Annotated in this window: 15 protein-coding genes; 7 read left to right on the forward strand and 8 right to left on the reverse strand. The window is 45.7% G+C overall.

Annotated elements, in window-relative coordinates; genetic code table 11:
- Window positions 1-189: 189 nt before the first annotated feature.
- Together H6G17_RS04495 and H6G17_RS04500 are read right to left on the reverse strand one after the other, a co-directional pair.
- Entirely contained in the window at window positions 190-555 is a 366-nt protein-coding gene (locus tag H6G17_RS04495) for a hypothetical protein (RefSeq protein ID WP_199316496.1), read from the reverse strand.
- 201 nt (window positions 556-756) lie between these two features.
- The gene (locus tag H6G17_RS04500) at window positions 757-1,698 is read right to left on the reverse strand and encodes an SDR family oxidoreductase (protein WP_192154548.1); all 942 of its coding nucleotides are present in this window, start codon (window positions 1,696-1,698) and stop codon (window positions 757-759) included.
- Window positions 1,699-2,282: 584 nt separating this feature from the next.
- On the opposite strand from H6G17_RS04500, the gene H6G17_RS04505 reads away from it, so the two are divergent.
- The 4 genes from H6G17_RS04505 to H6G17_RS04520 all read left to right on the forward strand — a co-directional run bounded on the left by H6G17_RS04505 (window position 2,283) and on the right by H6G17_RS04520 (window position 7,291).
- Window positions 2,283-3,005 (forward strand): DUF4198 domain-containing protein, encoded by a 723-nt coding sequence (locus H6G17_RS04505; protein ID WP_192154550.1) that lies wholly within the window; start codon window positions 2,283-2,285, stop codon window positions 3,003-3,005.
- A gap of 181 nt (window positions 3,006-3,186) precedes the next feature.
- Window positions 3,187-4,173 (forward strand): zinc-dependent alcohol dehydrogenase family protein, encoded by a 987-nt coding sequence (locus H6G17_RS04510; RefSeq protein WP_192154552.1) that lies wholly within the window; start codon window positions 3,187-3,189, stop codon window positions 4,171-4,173.
- Window positions 4,174-4,523: 350 nt separating this feature from the next.
- Window positions 4,524-6,434, forward strand: a complete 1,911-nt coding sequence (gene dnaK, locus H6G17_RS04515; RefSeq protein WP_192154556.1) for a molecular chaperone DnaK — start codon at window positions 4,524-4,526, stop codon at window positions 6,432-6,434.
- Between the two features lie 209 nt (window positions 6,435-6,643).
- Window positions 6,644-7,291 (forward strand): acetoacetate decarboxylase family protein, encoded by a 648-nt coding sequence (locus H6G17_RS04520; RefSeq protein WP_192154558.1) that lies wholly within the window; start codon window positions 6,644-6,646, stop codon window positions 7,289-7,291.
- A 49-nt stretch (window positions 7,292-7,340) separates the two neighbouring features.
- Here H6G17_RS04520 and H6G17_RS04525 read toward each other — a convergent pair whose 3' ends face one another.
- Window positions 7,341-7,874, reverse strand: coding sequence for a response regulator (locus H6G17_RS04525; RefSeq protein WP_242038232.1), 534 nt, complete (start codon window positions 7,872-7,874; stop codon window positions 7,341-7,343).
- Between the two features lie 213 nt (window positions 7,875-8,087).
- On the opposite strand from H6G17_RS04525, the gene H6G17_RS04530 reads away from it, so the two are divergent.
- On the forward strand, window positions 8,088-8,576 hold the full coding sequence (locus tag H6G17_RS04530; RefSeq protein ID WP_192154560.1) for a TIGR00725 family protein: 489 nt from the start codon (window positions 8,088-8,090) through the stop codon (window positions 8,574-8,576).
- Between the two features lie 46 nt (window positions 8,577-8,622).
- On the opposite strand, the gene H6G17_RS04535 is transcribed toward H6G17_RS04530, so the two are convergent.
- The 3 genes from H6G17_RS04535 to rpmG form a co-directional block, all read right to left on the reverse strand.
- Window positions 8,623-10,680 (reverse strand): RNB domain-containing ribonuclease, encoded by a 2,058-nt coding sequence (locus tag H6G17_RS04535; RefSeq protein ID WP_192154680.1) that lies wholly within the window; start codon window positions 10,678-10,680, stop codon window positions 8,623-8,625.
- A 189-nt stretch (window positions 10,681-10,869) separates the two neighbouring features.
- Window positions 10,870-11,085, reverse strand: a complete 216-nt coding sequence (gene rpsR / locus H6G17_RS04540; protein ID WP_015154143.1) for a 30S ribosomal protein S18 — start codon at window positions 11,083-11,085, stop codon at window positions 10,870-10,872.
- Window positions 11,086-11,087: 2 nt separating this feature from the next.
- Window positions 11,088-11,282: a 50S ribosomal protein L33 gene (gene rpmG, locus H6G17_RS04545; protein ID WP_015154144.1), complete on the reverse strand. Its 195-nt coding sequence runs from the start codon at window positions 11,280-11,282 to the stop codon at window positions 11,088-11,090.
- A gap of 192 nt (window positions 11,283-11,474) precedes the next feature.
- Here rpmG and glp point away from each other — a divergent pair, with 192 nt between their 5' ends.
- Entirely contained in the window at window positions 11,475-12,740 is a 1,266-nt protein-coding gene (gene glp / locus H6G17_RS04550; RefSeq protein ID WP_192154562.1) for a gephyrin-like molybdotransferase Glp, read from the forward strand.
- A 76-nt stretch (window positions 12,741-12,816) separates the two neighbouring features.
- Here the strand turns inward: glp and H6G17_RS04555 are convergent, their stop codons facing one another.
- The gene (locus tag H6G17_RS04555) at window positions 12,817-15,135 is read right to left on the reverse strand and encodes a PhoD-like phosphatase (protein ID WP_192154564.1); all 2,319 of its coding nucleotides are present in this window, start codon (window positions 15,133-15,135) and stop codon (window positions 12,817-12,819) included.
- A 497-nt stretch (window positions 15,136-15,632) separates the two neighbouring features.
- Here H6G17_RS04555 and H6G17_RS04560 point away from each other — a divergent pair, with 497 nt between their 5' ends.
- Window positions 15,633-16,784: an aminotransferase class V-fold PLP-dependent enzyme gene (locus H6G17_RS04560; RefSeq protein ID WP_192154682.1), complete on the forward strand. Its 1,152-nt coding sequence runs from the start codon at window positions 15,633-15,635 to the stop codon at window positions 16,782-16,784.
- Window positions 16,785-17,056: 272 nt separating this feature from the next.
- Here the strand turns inward: H6G17_RS04560 and H6G17_RS04565 are convergent, their stop codons facing one another.
- Window positions 17,057-17,248, reverse strand: coding sequence for a DUF2949 domain-containing protein (locus H6G17_RS04565; RefSeq protein ID WP_106167012.1), 192 nt, complete (start codon window positions 17,246-17,248; stop codon window positions 17,057-17,059).
- Window positions 17,249-17,418: the final 170 nt, after the last annotated feature.

Here is a 17,418-nt window from a genome sequence, read left to right on the forward strand (position 1 = left end):
TTCATAGTCTGCCCATTTTCAGCCAGAAAAACACAAACTTATGGGTAAGGGAAGGACAAGTCACAAGTTACAAGGCACAAGTCATAAGTCATTTTTCCTATTCCCTGCTCCCTGCCGCCCGTTCGCAAAGCTTTCCGCCGTCGCAGGCGGAAAAGCTAGCGGGCGCTGCTCCCTGCTCCCTAAAAACTGTTATCGTTTCGTAGGGGGTTCTTCACCCTCTACATACATTGGTGGTTCGATCGCGAAGTTATCAAGCCTTCCAGACTCATCAACAACATAACCATCTGTGGTTGTAAAGCCCTCGCCCTCTTCCTCTTCCTGTTGCTTAAAGGCTTCGAGTTGTTGTTTGCTTTGTTCGGTTGGGGTATTAGCTGGAATTTTAGCATCAGGTGGATTAACCGCTGTAGTTTGAGCGGTTTGTACGCCAATGTGTTCGTTTCCTGGCGCACCTCTACCGGGTTCGGCTGCTCTCGGATCTTCTTGCTGTGTCGGACTCACAGCAGTTTCGGGTTCTCGCGAGTCTTCTCTTGGTGGTCTGGCTGGATCGTTAATCATATTTTTTCCCCTCCAATTTTCGTTGCGATCGCGGTAGAGACGTTACATGTAACGTCTCTACTATTGTTCGCGTTTTTATGAAGATATCTGAATTTGCTTTGGCTTTGTCTCTTTCGCGAGAATTAAAGTGCCAAAGCACAGGGTAGAAATTACGTTGTAGAGATGTTAAATGTAGAGACGTTACATGTAACGTCTCTACATTTAAGGCAAAATTTTCTCTAGCCACTCGGTAAAACTGGGAATTGTCCAGTGGCGGAAATCGCCTTCAACTTTGTCGTAGCCTGTAATTGGCGCAAAGACGTTGTTAGGTGCATCTTCTGACTTAACCTCCTTAGTACGCTGTCCCTGAAAACCTACCAGTACCAGAAGAGTGTCTACTAGAGATGGTGATAGCCGTTGCAGCAAATCTAGGACTCTACCTACATCTCCTACAATGTAGTCACGGGTAGGATGTTCGGCAGCGTAGAGGATGGCATCGGCAACCAGACTCGGCTGGTAGTAAGGAGGTATACCTGTGGGTTTTACTCCCAGTTTGGTTTTGACTTTGTTGTAGTAGGGAGTATTGATTACAGCAGGTAGAATACTGGTGACGCTAATGGGGATGTTTTCGTGTTGTAATTCGACGCGCAAAGATTCGAGAAAGCCTTCTAAGCCGTGCTTAGCTGACGAATAAGGACTTTGCAAAGGGAGCGATCGCCTGCCTTCTAATGAAGAAATATGAATCAGCGCTCCTCGTCCTTCTTGCTTCAAATATGGTAAAGCCGCCATTGCGCCATACACTTGTCCCATCAATACAACGTCAATGACACGTTTGAATTCTTCTGGCGTAATTTGTTCAAACGGTGCGAGAATACCAGTAGCAGCCGCATGAACCCAAGTATCGAGTCTGCCGTAGGTTGCTACTGTTTTGTCGGCGATCGCTTTGACTTGTTGAAAGTCGCTAACATCCGCCAGAATATAGGTTGCTTCTCCATTTGCTGCTTTAATTTCTTCTACCAAGGAAACTAACCCTGGTTCGCTGCGAGCAGCAACTACAACTTTTGCGCCTTTAGCGGCAAACTTTAACGCTGTTTCTCTGCCAATTCCACTAGATGCACCAACAATTGCCACAACTTGTTGCGCGATCGGCTTAAGTTTTGTCACTGTGTCTCCTTTAGATCGCTCGTTTTTCCGCTCCAAGCCATCGAAGCTAGAAAAAATATCGAGTTTAAATTATTAATCTTGAACTTTTATTAATTAATGTAATTAAGTTCGAGAAGTGAGACATCAGCCGAAAGATTGGTTGCGATCGACCGTTATTCAAACTCTTGAGAATGCATTAACTTTCTGACATCACTCTAAGGGAGTAAAGATCGTATTTTATATTTAATAAATATATTTAAAGAACGACTTCTAACTTTTTATTTAACCTTTCGCTCTAATGAGAACTCTGTCATTTTCGTATTAAATAGTTTTGCTTTGTTTATCGTTTTGTATTTTACTATTTTCAAGCAGCATGTAATAGGGTATTACGCTATTAACATTGCATAAGCTCCCGCTCAAAATTTACTTTCTTTTAATAAACTTTTTCTTGTAGATGCCCAGATAGGGCATTGTATTCACTCAATAAAAAAAGTTTACTGAAACTATCTACTAATTACTGATTTTTACTCGATACTTGTGCAAACGTTCAAGTATTTCTAGAGTAAGAAATAGTAATTCATAAATTACTAAATGAGGAAGCGATCGTGAGGAAACAACTAAGCACATTGATGCTAGCTCTGACAATTTTACCATTAATTAGTCAGCCAGTTTTCGCCCACGTTATCTGGGTAATCAAGGGCGAAAAGCAAGGGGAATACGAAGTTTTATACGGACATCCAGAGGAGGATAAACCAGAAGCATACGATTCAATCAAATTTCAAGAAGCTACGGCTTACAATAGTTATGGATTTCCTCAACCGCTAGAAGTTAAAAGAAAATATGAAGGCGTAACCCTAGTTTCCCCAGGAGATATTGCTGTCATTACTGCTGTCAATAACAACGGTTACTTTATTGTTTCCAACGACAATGAATACACAAATGTTTTCCGACCAGATGCTTTAGCAGCTAACAACGAAGCGACTGAAGTTACTCACACATACAAATACACCAAATCTTTTTTCCAGCCTACGGGTTTAATTACCCAACCATTCGGAATGAAAATGGAAATTGTACCTTTACAAGATCCGTTTGATGTTGGTGCAGGCGGCTCGTTGCGCGTGCAAGTCTTGTTTGAAGGTAAACCCGTACCGAAGGCAATTTTAGAATATGAAGGTCAAGAAATACCGATAAGCGATCGCGGTATTGCGACAATTACTCTGACACAGAAAGACGTACAAATTGTGGAAGCAGAGTATAGAGTTCCTTCTACCGACGATCCAGCTACCGATGAAATTGCCTACGCTGCCTCGCTAGCAATTCAGAAATAAGTAGTAGAGTGGTGGGCAATGCCCACCCTGCGTTTGAAGTTTTTTTGATAATAACTTATTTACTGAAACGCGAAATTGTGCCTCTACATAGTGTAAAAAAGTAAATACCACAGTCTTATTTTATACATTAAATTCGAGCTTGAGAATTCTCACACACCACGCATCACTTTTTCACTGTTCTATGCGAGCAATGATACTAGAGACACAGGGTAAACCGCTACGAGTAGCAGAACTACCAATACCACAGCCTAATTCGCAACAAGTGCTGATTCGGGTTCGGGCTTGCGGTGTCTGTCGCACTGACTTGCATATCGTTGATGGAGAATTAACCCAACCCAAACTTCCCCTCATACTGGGACATCAAATTGTTGGTACTGTCGCTGCTGTAGGGGAACAGGTGCAGCAATTTCAAATCGGTAATCGCGTCGGCGTTCCGTGGCTAGGGCATACTTGCAATTGCTGTCGTTATTGCCTGAGTGGACGCGAAAACTTATGCGACTACGCCCAGTTTACGGGATATCAAATCGATGGCGGTTATGCTGAATATGCTGTAGCCGATGCCCAATTCTGCTTTCCCATTCCTGAAGGCTATCCCGACTTGCAAGCTGCACCGCTGTTGTGTGCCGGACTCATCGGTTATCGCTCCTATAGAATGGCAGAGGACGCAGAAAAAATTGGTTTTTATGGTTTTGGTGCAGCCGCCCATATTTTGATTCAACTCGCTCGCTACCAAGGGCGAGAAGTGTACGCTTTTACCCGTGCGGGAGACGTAAAAGGGCAGGAATTTGCTTTAGAGTTAGGAGCAGTCTGGGCTGGGAGTTCGGAGGAGTTGCCCCCAGCACCCTTAGATGCAGCAATTATTTTTGCCCCCATTGGTTCTCTCGTTCCAGCTGCTTTGCGTGCGGTGGTAAAGGGTGGGGCAGTTATCTGTGCGGGAATACACATGAGTCATATTCCTTCTTTTCCCTATGAAATTTTATGGGAAGAAAGAGTATTGCGATCTGTTGCTAATTTGACGCGCCGTGATGGGGAAGAATTTCTAGCTTTAGCTCCTCAAGTTCCGATTCGGACTGAAGTCCAGTCTTTTCCCTTAGTGCAAGCAAATGAAGCCTTAGATGCGCTGCGTAGCGGCAAAATTAACGGAGCTGCTGTAATTGTAGTGGAATAACAGTTTTGACGGCAAACACACCCAACCGATTACGGTTCACCCTATAACCACCAAGCCTTGAGTTCACTACATTAGACACAGTGAAAGCATACAGCAGCTATGTTAGGGGTTGAACAGTGGCAAACGGCATCACAAGCTACAAGCGCAAGCGACAAGCTCAAACAGATACCAACCGTCCTTACACTTGTTCGGCAAACCACCCTTCATCAAGTAGCTACCCACAATCAGTATATAGATCAGTACAAAAAGACAAAAACATTGTATTGAAGCTGGAGCGCTGCTAGTTCAACTTTTAGCTGTAGTGTATTCAATCGTTTTTAGTAGTTAGTGTTAGGGAGCCAGAACCTCCGATGGCAAAAGTAGTTGGAATTGACTTAGGTACGACAAACTCTTGCGTGGCAGTGATGGAAGGTGGTAAGCCGACTGTAATTGCCAATGCTGAGGGATTTCGCACAACGCCTTCTGTAGTAGCTTATGCCAAGAATGGCGATCGCTTGGTGGGTCAAATCGCTAAGCGTCAAGCGGTGATGAACCCAGAGAATACTTTTTACTCTGTCAAGCGTTTCATCGGACGCAAACATGAGGAAGTCACCCACGAAACCACTGAAGTGTCCTACAAAGTCTTGCGGGATAGCAGTGGTAATGTCAAACTCGATTGTCCTGCGGCTGGCAAGCAGTTTGCTCCAGAAGAAATTTCCGCTCAAGTTCTGCGCAAGCTGGTAGAAGATGCTAGCAAGTATCTTGGCGAAACGGTGACTCAAGCAGTTATTACCGTTCCTGCTTACTTCAACGACTCTCAACGTCAAGCCACCAAAGACGCTGGTAAAATCGCTGGGGTTGAAGTCTTGCGGATTATCAACGAGCCTACCGCTGCTTCGCTTGCCTACGGATTTGACAAAAAGAGCAACGAAACTATCCTCGTATTTGACTTAGGTGGTGGTACGTTTGACGTATCCATTCTAGAAGTAGGCGACGGCGTATTTGAGGTACTAGCCACTTCTGGAGACACGCACTTGGGTGGTGACGACTTCGATAAGAAAATCGTTGACTACCTAGCAGAAGAATTTAGAAGAACTGAAGGCATCGACCTGCGTAAAGACAGACAAGCACTACAACGCTTAACAGAAGCCGCAGAAAAAGCCAAGATCGAGCTATCTAGCGTCACTCAAGCAGAAATCAACCTGCCATTTATTACCGCAACCCAGGATGGTCCAAAACACCTGGATACGACGCTGACCCGTGCTAAGTTTGAAGAACTCTGTTCGGACTTGATCGATCGCTGTCGCGTTCCTGTAGAAAATGCGATGCGCGATGCCAAGCTAGATAAGAGTGGGATCGATGAAGTTGTCTTAGTTGGTGGTTCTACCCGTATTCCTGCCGTACAAGAAGTTGTCAAGCGGGTTTTGGGTAGAGATCCTAACCAAAGCGTCAACCCTGATGAAGTGGTAGCAGTTGGTGCAGCAATCCAAGCTGGCGTACTAGCTGGCGACGTTACAGGCATTCTGTTGCTCGACGTATCGCCGCTGTCGCTGGGTGTAGAAACCCTTGGTGGTGTAATGACAAGGATTATTCCTCGCAACACCACGATTCCTACCAAAAAATCAGAAGTCTTCTCTACGGCTGTAGACGGTCAAACGAATGTAGAAATTCACGTTCTACAAGGCGAACGGGAGATGTCCAACGATAACAAGAGCTTGGGAACCTTCCGCTTAGATGGCATTCCCCCCGCACCCCGTGGCGTACCCCAAATCGAAGTTACTTTCGATATCGACGCTAACGGTATCCTCAACGTGACTGCAAAGGATAAGGGTAGCGGTAAGGAGCAGTCAATCAGCATCACTGGCGCTTCTACTCTCGATAAGAATGAAGTCGATCGCATGGTGACGGAAGCTGAAAGAAATGCTTCTACTGACAAAGACCGTCGCGAGAAAGTAGACCGCAAGAACCAAGCTGACTCTTTGTCATACCAAGCAGAAAAGCAGTTGAAAGACTTGGGTGATAAAGTTCCAGCGAGCGATCGCACTAAGGTTGAAGGTTTAATTAAAGACCTGCGGGAAGCCGTCAACAAAGAAGATGACGAAGCGATCCAACGGGTAATGCCAGAACTGCAACAAACCCTCTACGCAATCGGTACTAACCTCTATCAACAAGCTGGTGGTGCTGCGCCTGGTGGAGCCGATCCTGGTGCTGGCGACGGTGGTTCTACCTCCGCGCCTAGTGGCGACGACGTAATCGACGCTGACTTCACCGAAAGCAAGTAAACAAGTCAAAAGTCGTAGGGGCGGGTTTTGACCAAAAATCTCAAGTTTTGACTGTTTAATCTATTTGCTAAACCCGCCCGTACAAAAGTCAAAAGTCAAAATAATCAATCATCCCCATACCAGTATTCCTCTGGGTGGGGATTTTTTATATGTTGGTAAATGGTAAATGGTAATTGATAATAGCCAATCAACAACCAACAACAAATACCATGTCTTACCCTCAAGCACCCTGGACGCTTCAAGGCTACGCTTATCAAACTCTGCAACTTTTGGAGTGCGATCGCGTGCGTCCCATAATTCCTTCAGAATTAAATCTCGTTTCTGTCTTTCCTAGGAAAACCGTTGGTGGTGTCTATTTATCTAATTATGGTGCTGGTTCCGTCCTGGAATACAGTGAATTAATCGTTGTTGCTGGTTTAGTCAGCTATGGCGGAAAAATTGGCGGCTGGATTTCCCACATTTATGTAGATAACCCTGATTCTGTGGCGGGTGGTCGCGAGATTTGGGGACTACCGAAGGAAATGGCTGAATTTACCTGGACAGACCGTAACGTGACTGTTAGACAAGGCGATCGCATTCTTTGCTGTCTGAAGTACCATCAGCAGAACTTTGGTCTGCCAATACCCTTGGGTGCATCTAGCTTTAGTCGTCTAAACTCTAATCTACTCCTGTTTCCCGCTCAATTAAAGGCTCGTTTAGGATTAGTGAGTTCCCAATTAGAAATTCCCCCAGAAAGTCCTTTTGGGGGATTAGATCTCGGTCAACCTTGGTTGACAGTTCATGCTGACCAACTGGAATTGACAGTCGGTCAGCCTTCTATTGTGGGGCAAAGAGATTTAGAATTTAACGTAGTGTGATGAGAGGTAACATGTAAAGATGCGAGATTTTACGTCTTTACATAGAGTATTAATAATCGTATCGGCTGAAACTCTTCCTGTCTACTGCTTCATTTTTCTTGAGCAGTATTCTTTTATCAGTTCGGGAATAAATCGGAATTATCTTTGTGAAATTTTTTGTTTTTGCCCCCCCTTGTTTGGTTGCCAAAAGTGTTTCAACTTTTAGCAAAACTTCATCTAAATCTATTGGCTTGCGAATGAAGCCGTCAATTTTGACCTTGCTTGGGTCTAATTGGGGCAAAGTGTCATAAGCCGTAACTAGCACGATCGAGACTGAAGGTTGATTTTGCGAGATCCACTGTGCAACTTCATATCCATCGATGTTTGGCATCATTACATCTAATAAAACCAAATCTGGTGGATTTGCTTCGATTTTTGCAATGGCTTTATATCCGCAATCTGTGGTGTCAACCTCATACCCCTCTGCATCTAATATTGTTGCCAAAAGCAAAGAGTTGTCGAGCAGGTCGTCAACAACAAGAATTTGCTTTTTCCTAAAATCCATCTGGCAGAATAGGTCTTTCATAATTTTAATGATGTGCAATTTATGCTTTCACTGCACTGTCTTCTCTATTTTGCCTGCCCAAGCAAACTGTTCGCCTCCCGCTAGGGAAATACTCTAGATTGCTAGCAAGAATTTTTTGATAAAATATAAAAAATATAAAAAATATAAAAACACATAGACGCGATCGCTCTACAACTCAATTCTTATACGACAGGTAGCTAGGCTATAGACAGAAGGTTGAAGGTTTTAGCGATGAGAAAAATTGCGATCGGGGTTATGGGAGCTGGAGAAAATGCCACAGTTATAGACTGTACCTCTGCCTATGAATTAGGTAAAGCGATCGCCCAACAAGGATGGGTATTGCTTACTGGTGGTAGAAGCGTAGGCGTGATGGACGCGGCTAGTCGGGGAGCAAAATCTGCAAATGGCTTAACAGTTGGAATCTTGCCTGGTAGCCATCGCCATGATGCTTCTGAAGCGGTAGATATCGCGATCGCAACGGGGATGGGAAATGCTCGTAATAATATTAACGTTCTTTCTAGTGATGTTATTATCACCTGCGGTACGGGTGCAGGTACGATATCAGAAATTGCTTTAGCTTTGAAAGCAAATAAGCCTGTTATTTTATTAAATGCTGAAATAGAAAGTCAAAATTTCTGGCAAAAATTACCAGTAGATAATATTTATTTTGTTAGTAGTGTTGCAGCAGCGATCGCTACTGTCAAGACCCTAATTTTATAGAAAAGGTCAGTTCGAGCGTCGGGTGGGCAAAGCCCACCTTACTGTTTCAATTCGCAGCCACAGCCTCAGAATAAGACACTTCTTGAAACTGAATCATATCTTGACGCGGATCGACGTAGGCAACTTTAATTAAAATTTGCTCGCCTAAACTTACTCCGCGTTTAAATGTCATTGGTAGCTGAAGCCCCAAATCTTCAATTAAGATCAGCGCCAAGCGCGAATCTTCCCGCAGCCACATTAAAACTATTGCCTGCCACACATCCTGAGAGTGGCGGCGCAGATATTCTAAACCCCAATAACGATTGGTTTGCCTTTCTACTAACGACATCTCTTGAGTCATGGCAAACACAGATTGCATCACTTCACGGAGTGCTTCCGCTGAAAACGGTGGAGTTTCACCCCGTAAGTGCGCCTTGAGTTGAAAATGGGTCAGCAAATCGCTATAGCGACGAATCGGAGAAGTTGCCTGAGTATACATCTCCAAGCCCAAACCAGCATGGCGGGTAGGAGTAATACTCATTTCGCTTTTAGGCATACAACGGCGCATAGCACAGGCACGCACGAAGCCAGCCGGCAGTTGTAATAACTCTTCTTCTGGGGGTAACTCGGGCTGCGGCTGACCGCGAAATGGCAGGGCAAGATTATGTGCTTGACCGTAGCGTCCTGCAACTTCTCCAGCCAAAATCATCATTTCCGCCACCAGTTGGCGGGAGGAAGAATCGTTTAAGACTTCAATTGTAATTTCGTCGTCTTTAACTTTAATCGCGGTTTCTGGCAAGCTAATGCTAATTGCCCCCTGAGACTGTCGCCACGCTTGACGACAACGCGCCCAATTAGCGATCGCAGCGATTTCCGGCTCGGCTTGTACGCCCAGATCCAACATCTCATCGACATCTTCATAGGTCAGCCGATAGGTCGGTTTGATTAAACTGGCATGGATGGTATATTCTTGGACTGCTCCTGCTGCATCCAAAATGACACCAAAACTAAGAGCGCAGCAAACCTGACCCTGTATTAAGCTCATGGGTCCCGTCGCCAGTGCCACTGGAAACATGGAACTCATACCTGTCGGTAAGTACATGGTCGTACCGCGCCGCCGCGCTTCTAGATCTAATTCATCCTCTGGTAATAGCCAACGAGTCGGGTCGGCAATATGTATCCACAAGCGTTCTCGTCCATCAGCTAAGACTTCCCAGCTTACACCGTCGTCAATTTCGCTCGTACTCTGGTCGTCGATCGTGTAAACTTTCAAATGAGTTAAGTCCAGCCGTTGAGTGTCTGGGTCGGGGGGTGGAAATTCTAACCGCTGCTGCGCCACTGATATAACCTCGGTTGAGAATTCTACGGGGATTTGACTGCGACGCAAGTGAAGGTTTTCATGCGGACTCCACAGACCCAAATCTACCAAAAGTTGAAATGCTGTTACGGGAGTCGCGTTACGCCCCAAAGTACTCATAGTCTCCGTCACGATCGCTGGTGGCGGATAAGCTCGTACGAGGGCATCTGGATTTAATCCCTGACGAGTCCCTTCAACTAAAAGTATTGCATACTTGGCGATCGCATCCAGGCGCTGGCGATCGTATCGCTGCCATTCTACGGCTTCTCCCTTCAGCGCTCGTTCGGTACGCAACAGAAATTCCTGCTGTTCTCGCGCTCTTGTTACTTCTACTTCAAGCTGGTGTTTCCGTTCTGCTACCTGGCTAGCAGAACGAGGCTCGTAAGCATCTCCCTTTTGCTTGAAATATATCTTATCTTCAGAAAGCAAATAGTGAGCGGCATAACACAGAGCTTGGCTCTGGTCGGAGAATAATAAGTTTGCCATCTGTGCTGGAGTGGCGCTTTCTCCTGCTTCTATCAGCAACTCCCACGCTACCTCTAGGCTAGATGGGTCGAGATAAGGCTGTACTTCTGCTAAAAAATTGGCAATATCTGAGGGTTTGTAAGACTGACCTGGGATTTCGTAGGTAAATTGGCGCGGGGCAAGGCTGTGGGATTGACCGCGATCGTCTATGACAAACCAACGAGTTTTACCATCTGGACGGTCTACCACTCCCAAACGGCGATCGCCTTGCACCCTAAATTCGACTAGCATTCCTTTGTCAATTGTCATTTGTCATTAGCGACTGACATTTCTACTACTCATTTTCTTTAGTCATTTGTCTTGTGTACAAATAAACTAACTATTTGCAAAAATACTCGATTTGTCAATTTAAACGCAGATGAATTACCCGCAGCTACAAACTCTACCAGCAATCTATCTCTCTACAAATGACAAATGACGAATGACAAGAATTTACCCTTCTGGATTGATGAAAGGTAACAAAGCCAATAGTCGCGCCCGCTTGATAGCTACAGTTAAATCTCTCTGTTGCTTAGCGGTTAAGCCCGTAAGCCGACGGGGAAGAATTTTGCCCCGTTCGGTAATAAACTTCCGTAGCAAATCGACATCTTTGTAGTCTATGGGGTCTTGAGGCTTAATCGGAGATAAACGACGACGGTAGAAACTCATGCTTACTTAATTTCCTTATGGACGGTGTGACGGTTGCAGTGGGTACAGAATTTTTTCAGTTCTAGCCGCGCTGTAGTATTGCGGCGGTTTTTCATTGTCGTATATCGAGACACACCTGCCGAGCGCTTGTCTGGATTCGTGCGACATTCGGTGCATTCCAGTGTCACAATAATACGGACACCCTTACCTTTAGCCATAGCTTTTCTAACTCTGGGGTCTTACCAAAATTTAACACAAACGTTTATTATCATATATTTCATCAGGTTTGTGCAAGTCAGTTATCAGTGACTAGTGGCTGGTGACTAGAGAGGAGTTAAGCCACTAACTACTAGCCGCTAGTCACTCACCAATTACCCATAAACCTTGAATAAAAAGAGGAGTTAAGAACCATGCTGCCAGTCAGCCAAGCAGAGGCAACAATTTTAGACTTGGTGAAACCCCTGGACAAACAACGAGATGCAGAGTTTGTTTCTCTGTTAATTGCCATCGAGCGGATATTGGCAGCACCAGCGATCGGTCATTTAGATTTTCCCCACTGGGATAATTCGGCAATGGATGGCTATGCAGTGCGTTATGAGGACGTACAATATGCTAGTTCACAACAGCCAGTGGTTTTGGAGATAGTTGAAGAAATTTCCGCGGGGCGATCGCCACAGCAGTTGATTAAGGCAGGGCAAGCAGCACGAATTTTCACGGGTGCAGTGATGCCAGAAGGGGCTGATACCGTAGTAATGCAGGAACAAACGCAGCGAGAGGGCGATCGCATCACTATTTTGACAGCTCCCCAACCTCAAGCCTTTGTTCGCCACCAGGCATCCTACTATCAAGCGGGAAAAACCTTATTAGCCCCAGGAACTATGCTTCGGGCGGCTCAAATTGCCGTGCTAGCAGCCGCACAATGCAATCAATTGAAAGTATATCGCCGTCCCCGAGTGGCAATCATCTCGACGGGAGATGAACTAGTTCACCCTGAAACTCCATTGGAAATCGGACAACTTGTCGATTCAAATCAGTATGCGTTGACGGCATTAGTGACGCAAACAGGGGCAGAACCAATCCCAATGGGTATTGTTCCCGATCGCCCTTTATTGCTGCAAAAAGCATTTTCTAAAGCGATCGCGACTGCTGATGTGGTGTTATCTTCTGGCGGCGTTTCTGTGGGCGATTACGACTATGTAGAGGAGATCTTAACGGCTTTGGGGGCGGAAATGCACGTTCGAGCTGTGGCGATGAAACCCGGAAAGCCGCTGACAGTGGCGAAGTTTTCTCCTGCTCATGCTACCGAACGGAAGCCAGTTCTATATTTTGGGCTACCAGGTAATCCCGTTTCGGCTTTGGTATGTTTTTGGCGATTCGTTCAACCTGCTTTACGGAAGTTGTCGGGACTGGCTGACAATTGGGGACCGGTTTACGTCAAAGCGCGATCGCGTCAAGATTTGAGTTCTGATGGCAAGCGAGAAACTTATATTTGGGGACAATTGCATTTGATCGATGGTTATTTTGAGTTTCAGCCCGCTAGCGGTAGTCTCAACTCTGGCAATTTGATTAATTTTGCTCAAGCTAATGGGTTGGCAATAATTCCTGTGGGGCAAACTGCGGTTGCATCTGGGAATGAAGTAAAAGTTTTACAGTTTGGTTTTCCGATAATGAGTTAGGGTGGAAATTGAATGTCGCGCAAAGTCGCAAAGACGCGAAGAGAAGAGCGCGAAGTAGATTGTAGCGGTTGTGAGGCTATGCTTTGTCTGGTAGGGATGGGCGATCTGCGAGATGGCTTTTAAAGCGACTGTAGACGATTTGGGTTGGTTGCCAGGTAGAAAACCAATATATGTCTTGGATGGCTGTGTAGGAATGGCTCGTTTCTGCGAGTTGAAATTGTACTAAAGCTAAATTGTTTCTGCCGATCGCTTCTCGTCCTTCTTGAACTAAGCGAGATCGCCAAAAATAGAGAAACTGAAGCCACTGACGCTTGCTGCTAACTTGTTTTCTCGGTGAAATTAGCCATGTTACGTCTTTGCCAAAGCTAGGCGTGCGAGCGTTTTGTCGTGATATCCATTCCAGCGTACAGTTCCAGTCAGGAGGATGTGACGGGCGGGAGTCGGAATGGAGGCGGGATTGTGGCGCTGAAAGTTCGACCATATTTGGTGGGTTGCTCCAACCGTTCCAATGGCGCATTCGTTCTGGAAGCAACCAATCTTTTAAGCGGGTGTGAACGATCCGCGTCAGAGTTTCTTCATTCTTCAACGCACTGCAAGTGAGCTGTGCCAACACAGAGTTAGATTCGCCTAAGTTAGATTCACGAGTGAGGCGAACCATCGAGCTGTAGTGAATGTCTCCAGATAAGACGACAACTTGTCGGCGTTGCTCGAATAGGACGATTAAAAGTTGTGCGAGAGCTTCTAAATTGATGTTCCAGGCATCGCCAACATCTGTGGCGAATACTTTGTTGCGGCGCAATTGCCAATGATGAATCCAATCGATCGCTTGGAGATGAAATATGTTAGTCGGTGCGATCGCGAAAGTGAGTTGAATTTGGGTTTCAGATGCCGATTGTTGCAGTGGTAGGCGCAGTTGTTGCTCGAAGGCAGTCGGACACAGTAGCATGGGTGGCGCGCTCGATTTTTCATCGATTGGATAGCCTCGCCACGTCCGCGTATCTAAGACGATCGTTTCATGACAATGGCTCCTGACAGTATAGTGCCACGCGATCGCTTCTGGATGTCGTTTGAGGATTAATACCGTACCATCCTCTATAAAAGTTGGTAGATTCGTTTGCGCGTCGATGAGGGGCATTCCGACATAACGAGCAATGCGATCGTAGGCAACAGTGTCAGTCCCGCTCGATGACGACCAGTCGGCAGCAGCAGTCAGGAGTTCTGCACCCGCTTGTCCTGCGGTAAATTGTTCGGGTGTGTTGCCCCACGCTTGAAACATTGCATAGGCTAGCAGCGCATTTTGTACTGTCCTTCGTCCTAAAGGTCGTCCCAAAACGCGCAAGCACCAAGCGCGGTTGAGGTTCCAGTCGTCGCTGACATCATGATCGTCGAAAATTGTGTATGTAGGAATATTGGCAAGAGCGCGTCGGACTTTCCATAATGTATGGATAAATTGCCGCAATGCCCGTGTTTCTCGATCCCAACGACGGCTAATTTGGCGGCGATCGCTAATTTGTTTTCCTGGGGGAATCTGCATCAGCCAGCATGTCGGCGACCAAGCGAGCAAATAGCAAGCATAATACTCGCCTAAACTCAGTAAATGACTGTTGACCTTAGCGCGTTTATTGCGGAGTCCAGCTGTAAAACCCGCGTGAGTGGTAGCAACTTCAGCTCGTCGTCCAAAAGGTAGCTGCTGCGGTGTATAGTACTCTACATCATCGGGTTCTCGCCAACCCACAGGTAACTTTTCGTCCCAACCCAAGAGAGCATCACCCAGAGGACTAGCAACCCACAAAAAAGGTTCGGCAACGTCATCGCCATAGATTTGATCGCCAGTGAGAAACAGTTGATGGGGACGGTGTTGAGGTTGAGCTGCTCTATCCTCAATTAAGCTGTCAAGAATTGGTAAGGCATCATATCCACCCCCGTGCGGTTTGCGACAGGAACCTTGGACGATGCGTAAATCTTCTAAACGATGCGGTGGCAGAACAAAGGTAGGCTTTTGATGGGCGAAGTAGCTAATGCTGACTGTAGGAAAGTCGAGCGATTGTAAAGCTTGTTGTAGGGTTTTTGGGCTTTGCTGTGGGTCGTCGAACGAAAATCGAAGGTCGTAGGCATAGAGGCGATCGCTATTCAGATTGTTTCCAATAGACTTAGCAGTCACCGCCACCACATGCAGAAACTTGCCCAACGCTACGGTCGGGCATCTCCCTTGCACTACACTCGTTTCTAGCACCGTACCCTGATTTGCCGTTTCGTAAATCGTCAGCTCTACCTCAGCAGGTTGTTTGAGTGCTATCCAAACTGTGACGGATTCGGGAGTTACGTGTCGTAGGATGGGACCTGCCAAGACAATTGGTAATCCTTGGATTAACTTATCCCAAGCTCGATCTGTCATAGCAAATTATCCGCTCGTCAATAGCGGTTTTCAATTGGGTAAAACACGCGATCTGTAGGGGCGCACAGCTGTGCGCCCCTGCAAATGTTACGCACTCAAAAGTTTCGTTCTAGGTTTACCAAATATACAGACATACTAGATATATTTGATACTTGCGACCAATAGTATATGTCAAACGTTCTACTTCCTGTCCTCTGCCTCTTGGCTTATCGATCGCTTTTTATCAGGTTTTCGGCGATCGGGTGATAGAATAAAAGGCTGCCACGATCGCAAGACTCAAATAAATGCTGCAAGAATTCGTGATTCAACTTATGAATCGTTAAATTTATTCATACAAAAAACAAGATTCCTCAATTGCGATCGCGGGATTCGTCTATAAAATCGATTTACAAGTTACAAACTACAGATCGCAAACCACAAGTCACGAAATAGAGATTGCGCTTGGATTGACGTGTAGCCAATGGATTTACCTCGATAGATAGTAGGACAAACTAATGATGAATGACAAATTAATGCTGATGATTCCTGGTCCCACGCCTGTACCGGAAGCAGCGTTACTCGCCCTCGCTAAACATCCGATCGGACACCGCACTAGTGAATTTAGCAACATCTTGGCAGAAGTGACAGCAAATCTAAAATGGCTGCACCAAACCGAGAGTGATGTTTTGATGCTAACAGCTAGCGGCACTGGGGCAGTAGAAGCAGGAATCATTAATTTTCTCAGCCCAGGCGATCGCGTTTTGGTAGGATGCAATGGTAAGTTTGGCGATCGCTGGGGAGAAGTTGCCGAGGCTTATGGTCTTCAAGTCGAGAAAATTACTGCCGAATGGGGACAACCCCTCGACCCCGCAGTATTTGCCGAAAAACTAGCAGCAGACAAGGACAAGCAAATTAAAGCCGTCATTCTCACCCACAGCGAAACTTCTACAGGCGTACTTAACGACTTAGAAGCGATCGTCAGTCACGTTAAGGAACACGGCGAAGCCTTAATGATTCTCGATGCTGTCACCAGCTTGGGTGCGTATAACGTCCCGATGGATACTTTGGGTATAGATGTCATTGCGTCGGGTTCGCAAAAAGGTTACATGATTCCTCCCGGTTTAGGATTTGTTGCTGTTAGTCCCAAAGCTTGGGAAGCTTACAAAACCGCTAAACTACCCAAGTACTATTTAGACTTGGGTAAATATCGGAAATCGACAGCGAAAAATACGACTCCCTTCACGCCGCCAGTGAATTTAATTGTGGCGCTGCACGCGACGTTAAAGATGATGAGAGAAGAGGGTTTAGAATCAATTTTTGCTCGTCATCAACGCCTGACTCAAGCGACTCGCGAAGCCGTAAAAGCTTTAAATTTACCTTTGTTTGCAGCGGATGGTTGCGCGAGTCCGGCAATTACATCTGTAGCACCAGATCGAGTCGATGCCGAACAAATTCGCTCGATTTTGAAGAAGAAATTTGACATCGCTCTAGCAGGCGGACAAGACCACTTGAAGGGGAAAATCTTCCGCATCGGACATTTAGGTTTCGTGAGCGATCGCGATATTCTCAGTGCAATTGGTGCTTTAGAAGTCGCTTTACACGAATTGGGGTATGAAGGTTTCACCCCTGGAGCTGGCATAGCAGCAGCAGTTCGCGTGTTTGCTTCTTAAACAGGGAGCAGGGAGCGCTTCGGTGCAGGGAGCAGGGAAGAACTTATTGCTTTTGCTTGTCTCTTCACACCCACTACTCACTACTCACTACCCCACTACTCGCTAATAATCAAAAGAGCGGGTTGATAATTCATCCCGCTCTCGTTGTGTAAGTATAAATTTATGAGTAAAATTTCTACAACTTCGCCAAAAAAGAAATTTTAGTTTGTGCATTGCTATTTAAAATTTCTACTGTGACACGCTTGAATTTGACTAAATCGTTCATGGCACTGCTACGCTCTTTCCAACCAGTCATAAATTCGATCTAGTTGTTCGAGCGTGACTAAGCCATATTGCCATAGGATCATTGGCAAAGGACCAGGATCTTGTTCTCGATGGCGGGTAGCCATATCGATCGATGCTGCCGAAATTGATAAGTCTTCTTGTAGAAATTGCAGAAACTGCATGTACTTTGCTGGTGACATTTGGACTTCACCTTTTTGTTCCAACTGATTATTAAGCATCAAAGACTAATTAATGAGCAAGTAGTAGCCAGTCTTTTATCTGTCACTTTTCCCAGACTGTCATGAGTATTCTTACTTAGATAGCAAGCTCTTAGTCTAGGATTTACATTATTGTTGCACAGTTACAAATC

This window comes from Chroococcidiopsis sp. [FACHB-1243], from assembly GCF_014696895.1.
Classification (GTDB): domain Bacteria; phylum Cyanobacteriota; class Cyanobacteriia; order Cyanobacteriales; family Chroococcidiopsidaceae; genus Chroococcidiopsis.

Excerpts from the sequence above, each read along its gene's own strand:
- rpsR (WP_015154143.1), bottom strand. The coding sequence starts at position 11,085 with ATGAGTTTCTACCGTCGTCGTTTATCTCCGATTAAGCCTCAAGACCCC.
- dnaK (WP_192154556.1), top strand. The coding sequence starts at position 4,524 with ATGGCAAAAGTAGTTGGAATTGACTTAGGTACGACAAACTCTTGCGTG.
- rpmG (WP_015154144.1), bottom strand. The coding sequence starts at position 11,282 with ATGGCTAAAGGTAAGGGTGTCCGTATTATTGTGACACTGGAATGCACC.
- H6G17_RS04565 (WP_106167012.1), bottom strand. The coding sequence starts at position 17,248 with ATGTCACCAGCAAAGTACATGCAGTTTCTGCAATTTCTACAAGAAGAC.
- H6G17_RS04495 (WP_199316496.1), bottom strand. The coding sequence starts at position 555 with ATGATTAACGATCCAGCCAGACCACCAAGAGAAGACTCGCGAGAACCC.
- H6G17_RS04560 (WP_192154682.1), top strand. The coding sequence starts at position 15,633 with ATGAATGACAAATTAATGCTGATGATTCCTGGTCCCACGCCTGTACCG.
- H6G17_RS04555 (WP_192154564.1), bottom strand. The coding sequence starts at position 15,135 with ATGACAGATCGAGCTTGGGATAAGTTAATCCAAGGATTACCAATTGTC.
- H6G17_RS04510 (WP_192154552.1), top strand. The coding sequence starts at position 3,187 with ATGCGAGCAATGATACTAGAGACACAGGGTAAACCGCTACGAGTAGCA.
- H6G17_RS04530 (WP_192154560.1), top strand. The coding sequence starts at position 8,088 with ATGAGAAAAATTGCGATCGGGGTTATGGGAGCTGGAGAAAATGCCACA.
- glp (WP_192154562.1), top strand. The coding sequence starts at position 11,475 with ATGCTGCCAGTCAGCCAAGCAGAGGCAACAATTTTAGACTTGGTGAAA.
- H6G17_RS04520 (WP_192154558.1), top strand. The coding sequence starts at position 6,644 with ATGTCTTACCCTCAAGCACCCTGGACGCTTCAAGGCTACGCTTATCAA.